The sequence below is a fragment of the Methanobrevibacter sp. genome (genome assembly GCF_045577275.1).
In the GTDB taxonomy this organism is placed as follows: domain Archaea; phylum Methanobacteriota; class Methanobacteria; order Methanobacteriales; family Methanobacteriaceae; genus Methanobrevibacter.
Map to the genome: position 1 here is coordinate 1 of NZ_JAZNIB010000015.1, position 9,164 is coordinate 9,164.

At 31.4% G+C, this 9,164-nt stretch carries 12 protein-coding genes; 2 read left to right on the forward strand and 10 right to left on the reverse strand.

Features of this window, described 5'->3' with window-relative positions:
• Positions 1–387 precede the first annotated feature (387 nt).
• Together ACKI67_RS00450 and ACKI67_RS00455 are read right to left on the reverse strand one after the other, a co-directional pair.
• Positions 388–771 carry a hypothetical protein gene (locus ACKI67_RS00450; RefSeq protein ID WP_407461411.1) on the reverse strand — a complete coding sequence of 128 codons (384 nt, stop codon included), beginning with the start codon at positions 769–771 and terminating at the stop codon, positions 388–390.
• 333 nt (positions 772–1,104) lie between these two features.
• Positions 1,105–1,440: a type II toxin-antitoxin system RelE family toxin gene (locus ACKI67_RS00455; RefSeq protein ID WP_407461412.1), complete on the reverse strand. Its 336-nt coding sequence runs from the start codon at positions 1,438–1,440 to the stop codon at positions 1,105–1,107.
• A gap of 280 nt (positions 1,441–1,720) precedes the next feature.
• On the opposite strand from ACKI67_RS00455, the gene ACKI67_RS00460 reads away from it, so the two are divergent.
• Together ACKI67_RS00460 and ACKI67_RS00465 are read left to right on the forward strand one after the other, a co-directional pair.
• A complete protein-coding gene (locus ACKI67_RS00460) occupies positions 1,721–2,128 on the forward strand; it encodes an SseB family protein (protein WP_407461413.1) in 408 nt (135 codons plus the stop codon).
• A 51-nt stretch (positions 2,129–2,179) separates the two neighbouring features.
• On the forward strand, positions 2,180–2,671 hold the full coding sequence (locus ACKI67_RS00465; RefSeq protein ID WP_407461414.1) for an SseB family protein: 492 nt from the start codon (positions 2,180–2,182) through the stop codon (positions 2,669–2,671).
• A gap of 24 nt (positions 2,672–2,695) precedes the next feature.
• On the opposite strand, the gene ACKI67_RS00470 is transcribed toward ACKI67_RS00465, so the two are convergent.
• From ACKI67_RS00470 to ACKI67_RS00505, 8 genes are all read right to left on the reverse strand, one after another.
• The gene (locus ACKI67_RS00470; RefSeq protein ID WP_407461415.1) at positions 2,696–2,857 is read right to left on the reverse strand and encodes a hypothetical protein; all 162 of its coding nucleotides are present in this window, start codon (positions 2,855–2,857) and stop codon (positions 2,696–2,698) included.
• Between the two features lie 134 nt (positions 2,858–2,991).
• On the reverse strand, positions 2,992–3,537 hold the full coding sequence (gene rbr / locus ACKI67_RS00475) for a rubrerythrin (RefSeq protein ID WP_407461416.1): 546 nt from the start codon (positions 3,535–3,537) through the stop codon (positions 2,992–2,994).
• Between the two features lie 256 nt (positions 3,538–3,793).
• Positions 3,794–4,426: a 5-formyltetrahydrofolate cyclo-ligase gene (locus ACKI67_RS00480; protein WP_407461417.1), complete on the reverse strand. Its 633-nt coding sequence runs from the start codon at positions 4,424–4,426 to the stop codon at positions 3,794–3,796.
• 40 nt (positions 4,427–4,466) lie between these two features.
• Positions 4,467–4,889, reverse strand: a complete 423-nt coding sequence (locus ACKI67_RS00485; RefSeq protein WP_407461418.1) for a hypothetical protein — start codon at positions 4,887–4,889, stop codon at positions 4,467–4,469.
• A 130-nt stretch (positions 4,890–5,019) separates the two neighbouring features.
• Positions 5,020–5,505, reverse strand: a complete 486-nt coding sequence (locus ACKI67_RS00490) for a hypothetical protein (protein WP_407461420.1) — start codon at positions 5,503–5,505, stop codon at positions 5,020–5,022.
• Between the two features lie 135 nt (positions 5,506–5,640).
• The gene (locus tag ACKI67_RS00495) at positions 5,641–6,441 is read right to left on the reverse strand and encodes a coiled-coil domain-containing protein (protein WP_407461421.1); all 801 of its coding nucleotides are present in this window, start codon (positions 6,439–6,441) and stop codon (positions 5,641–5,643) included.
• Positions 6,442–6,749: 308 nt separating this feature from the next.
• A complete protein-coding gene (locus ACKI67_RS00500; RefSeq protein ID WP_407461422.1) occupies positions 6,750–8,564 on the reverse strand; it encodes a subtype A tannase in 1,815 nt (604 codons plus the stop codon).
• A 73-nt stretch (positions 8,565–8,637) separates the two neighbouring features.
• The gene (locus ACKI67_RS00505; RefSeq protein ID WP_407461423.1) at positions 8,638–9,063 is read right to left on the reverse strand and encodes a hypothetical protein; all 426 of its coding nucleotides are present in this window, start codon (positions 9,061–9,063) and stop codon (positions 8,638–8,640) included.
• Between the last annotated feature and the right edge of the window lie 101 nt (positions 9,064–9,164).

Genomic DNA, 9,164 nt, shown 5'->3' on the forward strand with positions numbered 1-9,164 from the left:
TTCCACCTCTAGATTTTATTCAATTAGAATTAAACATATTTTTATTTAATTACTAATATAAATGTTTTCGAATGCAAGTACTTGCTTACATCTTAAAATTTAAAAAAAATGAATAAAAATAGTTAAAATAAAAAAATAGTACATAATAATTGTTTATTTTCTGAAATAATGATTTATCAATTCTTACATTATTAAAAATAGCTATAAATTGAAAGCTGAAAAATTATTTAAAAAAATTTTTAAAAAAGATCAATATTACTGAATTAATCAAAACAAGAAAAAACTAGGAAAAAATATTAAAAAAAGAAAAAGAAAAAGTTTAGATAAAATATCTAAACTGGTTATTATATTCACATATACAAAATAATTGTTTAGTAAATGATTGGCTTAGAAGAAATTTTGGTTTCCGCCGCCACCAAGACCGCTACTGCCAAGGGTGAGTGCAGCAGGTGCAAATATATTAGGTCCACGAGATTCAAGAGAAGATCTGAATATATTAGGTCCGCGAGAAGCAACAGCCTCACGAGCACCATCATCAACAGAATCGTTAACAACATTATTTAAAGGACGAGCACCATCATCAGAAACAGCGACAGGTTCGGTACTTACACTTTCATCAACACATGCAGGAGCGAAAAGTTTTTCGTTTCCACCGCCACCAAGGCTTCCACCTAGTGACGCATCATTCACATTCAAATCTGCTGCAGCAGCGCAGCCGATACCAATTACTAAAAGTATTAAAGAAATTGAAATTAATGCTATTTTATTCATTTTATCTTCCTTAAATTTGTTTAAGGATAACATATCATTCCACAAAATTAGAGAATCAAATAGAATCATATTTTACCCTCGACAGTATTACTTTGTAAAAGAGCATATATAAAGATTTTCGAATGTAAGTGCTTACTTACAACCTTAAATTGAAAAATAAGGAAGAATAATGCTTTAAGAAAAAAATAAAAAACAAATGATTAGTATTTATAAAATAAACTTAAAATGATCAGTTAAAATGTCAAAAAAATAAAAAATGTTTATCAAAAAACATGCAAAATTGAAAGATAAGAAAAAGAAAAAGAAAGATTAAATCAAACTTAAAAAGCTTGATTATTGATGTTTCTTACGAGAAAACTCGAGAAACACAATCTTATCATCTTTTTCTATATAGGAATAATACAATCTGAATGTGTCAGCAACATAAAGCTCAAGTTGACCTTTACGGTTATGGGCCATGTTCTTGCCGACATATGGATTTTCAAAAATCTTCCTAATCTGTTTTAGGAATTTTTCCAAAACAGATTTGTCAATCTTTTTAATAGATTTGAAGAATTTTCTATCATATTCCCAATCTCTTAATACACCTCCTACTTTAACAAAAAGCTCATTAAGCTCTTCTGCAGAACAGATTCTATTAGGGCAGACCATATTGATCTTGGCAATCACCTAACAAAACCAATGCATTAAGTTTTTCTCACCCTCCTAATATGAAGACCACTATAATGGTCCATTGGTGCTTTTAGCATATCTAATTTAACCACAGAATACTCTTTGGAATAAATTCTATTTTCAATATACAAAACTTCACCTCATATCTGCGATAATCCTATCGCAACATTATATTATACTCATCAGTATAAATAGATTTCTAATTATATTTTTATTATAATAAAAAAAATTAAATAAAAAATTTATACTACTTAAAATAAAAAATCAATTGATTGAAATGACAACATTAAACAATAAAAAACTTAAAAAATTATTAAAATCCAAATCAAGAGTAAAAATAGAACAGAACCCTGATATTTTCTATAAGGAATTTCTAAAGTCAACACTTTTCATTCCAGTAATTGCAATTGGGGATGAAGACTCATTGGAAGATGGAGATACCCTTGATTTACAGATAGGTTTCTTTGATGAGGATAATGGAGACCGCAACATATACCTATTTACAGATACAAATGAATTGGAAAAGGCAGGATACCAAATCAAATCAATAGCTGTCAACATGATGGAACTCTCAATCATACTCTCACAATTTGATATGGATTTCAATTATATTGTAATCAATCCCTACAGCGTTGACTCCTACAGAATAGATTTTGATGAATTTTTAGATAAAAATAACTTTTAGAATTATATTGAATTATTAAAATTATTATGATTATTTTTAAAATGTGATAAAATGAGTTTACTATTCAACACTAAACTTGAATCATTGATGAAAAACCAATCTGAGATGAGCGAAGAGGAAAATGAGCATTTCCTAAACGAACTTCGAAAATCAGAACTGTTAGTTCCTCTTCAAATAGAACTTGATTCATTAGACCTTGAAAACATGAATCTTAATGGATTGAATGAGATCAACAAAGAGGTCAAATTCCATTTGAAATCATTTGTCGGGCCAAATGGAATAAAGGTCATACCTATTTTTACAGATGAGGAAAATATCCATGATGTTAACTTGAATACAACTGTTGGATCATTGTTCATGAGAGACTTATGCAAGTCCATAACACCTATACAAGATAGTTTTGACCAGATTATTATCAATCCAAGTTCAGAAAACGAATATAAAATAAGCATTGATGACTTTTTGGCATTGTTTGATGAAGAACGTGAATTTGAAGATTTGATGAAAGAGATTGAAGAGGAAATGATGGAAGATGAAAATTAGGCTCTTTCTCATTTCATGACATCTTTAAATATAACCATACACATATAATACAAAAAATAGAACAGCAAATAATACTGCTATGAAAATTAAAAATAATGCCCCTTCTTTTGAAAATGGACTGACTGGTGCACAAGTACCGTTGGAACAATCATCATCCATTTGACAATTATCTTTATCTCGAGACACCTTAATCACCAAAATACATTAATCAGTTAAAAATAGTAAAAATCTAGTTTAAAACAGCTAAAAACAGTTAAAAATTAAAAAAAATAGAAAAATGCTATTAATGAAAGAATCATCAATAGCTAAAATTAATCAACTTATTTGAAGTTGGTTGCTCTTTCTTCGAAGTAAGATTGTGGGTGTTTACATACTGGGCAAATAACAGGAGCGTCGGTTCCTTTAATTATGTGACCACAGTTAATACATTTCCATTCAATTTCTTCTTCTTTTTTGAATACAGTTTCGCCTTCAACGTTTGCGAGTAAAGCTCTGTATCTTTCTTCGTGTTCTTTTTCGATGTTACCAACCATGGTGAATAAACCTGCGATTTCATCGAAACCTTCTTCGATTGCAGTTTCAGCGAATTCTTTGTACATTGCAGTCCATTCTTCGTTTTCACCATCAGCTGCTGCGTTTAAGTTAGCAATAGTGTCTGGTACTTCTCCATCGTGTAAAAGTTTGAACCAGATTTTTGCGTGTTCTTTTTCGTTTTTGGAAGTTTCCATAAAGATATCGTGGATTTGTACGTATCCTTCTTTTTTAGCTTTACTTGCGAAATATTGATATTTAGCATGAGCTTGAGATTCTCCAGCAAAAGCTGCAGCTAAGTTAGCTTCGGTTTTAGTACCTTTTAAATCTGCCATATAATCACCTAAAATTTTTTTAACACATGTGTTAATTCTTAATTAATAAGAATTCAGTAGTAGTTTAAACTACTTAAAACTATTTTAGTTTTATAGATTAATAAATATTTCTAAAATATGGTATGCCTAAAAATATTGTATATATAAATGTTTAAAAAAATATTCAAAAAATCAAATTTTGATAATCTCAACAGTTCTTACAATCATGTTCAAATCATATTTTAATAATATCAACAGTGCTGACATCATGTTCAAATCATATTTTAATTATCTCATCAGTGCTGACAATCATATTCAATTTCATATCATGCTCTTCCATTGGAACATGCTCAACCAATTGAAATGGATGGATAGTGCTTACTAAAGGAGTGTTTTCATCAATCAGACCCTTATTAAAAAGATCTTCTATTTCCCTATCTGCAAATCCTTTCCCCTTTCCGATTCTATTACCAAGTCTGTCTACACCTACAGAACCTTCAACAAGCATATCAATAGCTATTCCAAAGGATTCAACTCCACCGAAATCAAAGAATTTGGAACAATGTTTGAAGGCACCCTCCTTAGTTGATGCCTCTTTCTCCTTTCCATTCAATTGATTTCCTTCCAAATAGAGATAGCCATGTTCAAGATTAGGGCTTGCCATAATCAGATTCTTATTTTCCTTCAATGCAAGACATCTAACTGGTATTTGAGCAGAATCAGGACTGCAAAAAATAGTTTTTGACTGTTTCCATTCATCTGTGCTTGCCAATAGCCGAGCTGCAAGATCCTTTCCCTTAAAATCTGGAATCTTGCCATAATCCCCATTAGGCCTAAGGGATTGGCCTTCCTTAAACAATTTATCATAAATTGATTTTCTAATGGATTCCTTTTCTTTCTTTAAAGTCATATTATCAAAAAATAGAAAAATTTGATTTCTTAATCTTTAATCATAAGAATTCCAAAGTCTTATACATCATCATAAAACCATCCTTATCAGGATTGTCCTCTCCAAATCCAAAGAAATTGAAGCTGAATGCATCTCTGTCATTGATTGTTGAGAGAGAATGAGTGTTTAAGATAGGTTCATGACTTGAATCCTTTGCAACGAGTTCATGAGTTTCCTTGTTTCCAATAATGGTCAAATGAGAATCATCTACAACCAAACTGTCCTCCCTTGGAATGTCTTCAATGGCATTCTTAAGATATTCTAAGGACAACCCTTCCTGAGGATACTTGAATACCATCACTCTGCTGAATTTGCTGTCACAGTCAAGTACAGCAATGCAGTTTTCAATATCATCTGCTTCAATCAATTTCCAATTATTTGGATACTTGAAGCATAATTCATCGTTTTTAAATATATTAGACATTTGTGAAACTCCTTTAAAATAAGATAAAAATTATAAAAAAATAAAATGGAAAGAATTAAAAATATGGAAAATAATAGAAAAAAAGTAATTCTATATAAATTAAGAAAAGATTTTGGTCAAAAGATTGTTATTAGAATTCAATGGAATCCATAATAGCTAAATAATCATTGAAAGCGTAGGGTAATTCCTTAAAGTGCATCAATTCAAACACATACATGCTTCCATCATTGATCAATGCAGAAGTATAGTTTTCTAAAGTTATGCGCTTTTCATCTTCTGATAATTCTGCAATGTTTTCTTTGACTTTTCCATCTTCTCCAATTACAGAATGGGCAATGATATTGTAAACTGGCATGCCGTTAAGGTTTAAAATTCTAGATTCAGCAATATTCCAACCTTGTTTTTTGAAATTTTCTTTAAATGATTCTTCAAGCTCAGCAACTGCATTGACTTCTCCTGCATCATTTTTATAAACTGTAATTGTAGATGGGTTGCCATCAACAACTTTTACTAAAGCCTTGATACAATTTGGAGCGACCATTTCTTTCTTTTGTTCTTTCCAATTACTTAAATATTTAAATTTAATTCCTTCTTCATCAAATTGGATTTCATCCATAGAATCACCATTTAATTGATACCCTAATAAACTATATGAATATGAATTGTATAGAATTTTTAGATTAAATAGACTAAGGAAATTATAAAAATTTAGATAAAACCGCCTAAATTAAAATTAATAAAGATTAATTAACTATTCTCCACTTTCAAGGAAATAATCATCAGGAACCAATTCTTCCAACTGAGTATAGGCATTTTTAGAAATGTTGGCTTTATGAATTTCAGGTTCTTTAACGATGGTCAAGCCTCTGATTCTTCTTATGATACTGGTTTCGCCTAATTCCTTATTGATTTCATTGATGGTAGCAGACAATGTCTTGTTTACAACTTCATCAAGCATGTTCTTATTTGTTCTTAGAATGATCTCAATGATTTCCTTATGTTTGTCTTCTCTCTCACGGAGTCTTGACAATTCGCTTGCATCAAAACTCATTTTGGTCTTCAAGACATTCATGTCCTGCAAGAGTTCTATCCTTTCTTCATTTGACTCATTCAAGTCCTTATTCAATTGCTTGATTTCAGTATTCAAGTCATCGATGTCTCCATTCAACTTCTTGACTTCATCAATGAGAGAATTGGATTCCTCATCAGACAATACACTGCTGTTGATGTAATTGGCCTTTTCAATCTGAGACAATTTGGTGGTCAGCTCAAGATTGATGTTTTCCAATTCTTCAACCTTTGAAAAAAGAATCTTTTCCTTGGACTTCGCTTCCTTAAGATCATATTCTAATTTAACAACTGCTTCATCATCTGGGACTACCTCTAAAGTAGAAACTTCAATCTCAGAAGAAGCCTTCAAATCTTCATATTCCTGAGGGGTCAAAATGACAAAATCTCCCTCTTCAAGATTATGTTTTTTAACATCTTCCTTACCAATTGTGAGACTAATATTACCTCTTGACTTATTAATTTTCCCAGTCTTGATAATCATAATTATAAATATGTATTATTTCTTTATAAAGGTTATTATTTAATTATTAAAAATTATATTAAAATTAAAGCAATTTACAATAAAAAATCAAAAAATAAAAGAAAATTTGTTAAAAATAGCTGAAAATAAAAAAATTTTACATGGCATACATGAAAGAACATGAAATTTCATGCAAGAGATTCATGAAAGAAAATCATGAAAAAAATTATAATGTTTTTTATGAAAATTTTTGAAAAAAATAGTTTAAAAAAATAGTGAAAAAATTAAAAAAATCAAAAGAAAAATTAAAAAAATAAAAAATTTAAAAATTAAAAGTCAAATGAAAAGAATCCTGAATCACTATTCAAACATTCATTTACCCAATTGATAAAGTTTGCATTTGCAGATCCTGTTCTTTCAGCTTGTGTATGGCCTTGACCCCATACTGTAGTGAAATCAACATCATCCACATCATCACAATGCTCTAAAGCCAATGCTAGATTAGTTTCAACGGTAAATGATGTGTCTCCTTGCTCTATTCCAGAATTGATTCTCCAATATTTTGCAGGTTGAGCTGTATTGGAACCGTCATAATAATCACAAATGAAATACATTGGATTATACATTTTGGAACGGTTTTCGATTGTATTGTTGAACTTGTCCAATCTGGTCAAGTCACTTGCATAGTCTCCAGGATATGATGAATCATAATCAGAATAATTAGCATATTTATTTGAATTTTCCTTCAATATTTCTGCCATAATTGTATTGAAGTGCAAGGATTCCTTATCATCATTTCCAAATAAATCGTTTTCAGCTTGAGCCCTATCCAAATCATCAAATGCACCTACATCTTTGGAAGGAGATTTGCAATGTTTAACAAATGCTTCAATGCTTGTAATCTTTACTTTATTGCTTGAGTTGTCATAGCTAATCCATTGCTCATCGCCATTCAATGCATCAATATAATCCTGTGGAGTTTCATAGGTCTGTGAACTTACAACTTCAGAACTGAAATCCTCAGGCAAGTCTCCTGAAGGTGTGCCGCTTCTTGGAGCAGACCACATATCCATTCCTTCACTTGATTTTGGAGCGTATGGGAATTTTGTATCATTAAGGAAATTGTTCAATGATCCTTCTATGACTGAAAGCATGTAATCATAATATGAACCTGATGTGTAAATTCCATTATCAGATTCTTCAAGAGTCAATTTTTCACCATCTGGGCTTTTGAGATTTAACTGATTGATGTATTCTGCATAGGAAGTGGCTAAATCATCAGACAGTGCATTGGTCCAGGTTCCGTTTCCACGTGTACCATCAGAACTGTATTGTCCCATAGTCCATTCATATGCTCCATCCGCAGTGTCCAATGAGGTTATAGGACACCAAGCCATTGCACCGCATATGCTGTCTGAAAGCTTGTTTCCATTTCTGTCAACAATAGCTGCTCCAATTGATTCAAGGTATGGTACATACATTTCACTCTCTCCACTTGCACCTAAGATGGCACTTTGAGCACCGCCACCACTATGACCGAATGAGAATATCCTGCCGCTGTCACCTGGAAGGGTCTCTCCATTGAATTTCAAATAGAGAACAGCTGCCTTCAAGTCAGTTACTCCCCAAGGGGCTCCGCCTGAATAGTTGTTGCCATTCTCCTTGCCTCTGCAACCAGCATCGACATATACAAAACCAGCATCTGTGAATGCTTTGACATCATTTGCATTATAACTTGTAGGGGCACGATGGGCAGAATATCCTTCAGTATCAATAGGCATTACAATTGGGGCATCGACTGCAGTAAAATTGCCAATATTTGAATTGATCACTTTACAGGTGTATGTGCCATTGGAATTCTTTTGAGCAGTAAAATAATCACCAGGAACATAAATTCCCATGGATTCATAAGCTTCATTTGCAGGATTTGCACAGTATACTATTCCAAGCTGATAGAATATGTTATTATCTTCATCATACTTCCAATTAGTCATGTCAACAGTTAATTCATTATCCAATTTAGTCACATCAACGTCATAAGTAGCCACATTGTTAATCAATCCCACATGACTGCAGACAGACAATACAGCAAATGCTGCAAAAACAAGGATTATAAGTGAAATAAGTATATTTCTCCTTTCCATTATCACCACAACCTATAAAAAAATTTCTAACAATTATTCTCAAATCTCAAAAGATTTAATTTACCCCAAAGAATTATTCTAAAATCTCAAAAGTCCTGACTATATCCATAAATTTGGATACTATGTCACTGACTGTTCTGAGTTCAAAGATATAAACATAGCCATCTTCCAAAAAGACAACTGAAAACATTTCAAAATCAATTTCAGGAATTGAAATCTTTGAATGAATCTGAATAGCTGATCTTTTCCCCACATTAGCTATTTCAGAAGAAACGATTTGTGCACCATCATCCAATAGAATCTCTTCGATTTTCTCCTTAAATTCCTCCAAAGAAGGCATTTCAGATTGGAATGCAACCACATTCAACAAGCTTCCGTCTTCATAGCTTAAAGTAGCTATGCAATCAGGATTATTATCCAATGGAAACTCTTCCAATTCCCATTCATCAGAATATTTGAATGATAATTTTTCATTCGAACAAGTATTTAAATCAGACATCAAAACACTCTAAAAAATTGTTATATAAAATATAATATTCCTTTATACCTTTAATAATATAAATTTTATTAAATGATTTTTTATAGGATGACATCAATAGA

Bases quoted from the DNA above. Each gene is read 5' to 3' on its own strand.
- ACKI67_RS00450 (WP_407461411.1), bottom strand. From the start codon at position 771: ATGAATAAAATAGCATTAATTTCAATTTCTTTAATACTTTTAGTAATT.
- ACKI67_RS00460 (WP_407461413.1), top strand. From the start codon at position 1,721: ATGACAACATTAAACAATAAAAAACTTAAAAAATTATTAAAATCCAAA.
- ACKI67_RS00465 (WP_407461414.1), top strand. From the start codon at position 2,180: ATGAGTTTACTATTCAACACTAAACTTGAATCATTGATGAAAAACCAA.
- rbr (WP_407461416.1), bottom strand. From the start codon at position 3,537: ATGGCAGATTTAAAAGGTACTAAAACCGAAGCTAACTTAGCTGCAGCT.
- ACKI67_RS00480 (WP_407461417.1), bottom strand. From the start codon at position 4,426: ATGACTTTAAAGAAAGAAAAGGAATCCATTAGAAAATCAATTTATGAT.
- ACKI67_RS00485 (WP_407461418.1), bottom strand. From the start codon at position 4,889: ATGTCTAATATATTTAAAAACGATGAATTATGCTTCAAGTATCCAAAT.
- ACKI67_RS00490 (WP_407461420.1), bottom strand. From the start codon at position 5,505: ATGGATGAAATCCAATTTGATGAAGAAGGAATTAAATTTAAATATTTA.
- ACKI67_RS00495 (WP_407461421.1), bottom strand. From the start codon at position 6,441: ATGATTATCAAGACTGGGAAAATTAATAAGTCAAGAGGTAATATTAGT.
- ACKI67_RS00500 (WP_407461422.1), bottom strand. From the start codon at position 8,564: ATGGAAAGGAGAAATATACTTATTTCACTTATAATCCTTGTTTTTGCA.
- ACKI67_RS00505 (WP_407461423.1), bottom strand. From the start codon at position 9,063: ATGTCTGATTTAAATACTTGTTCGAATGAAAAATTATCATTCAAATAT.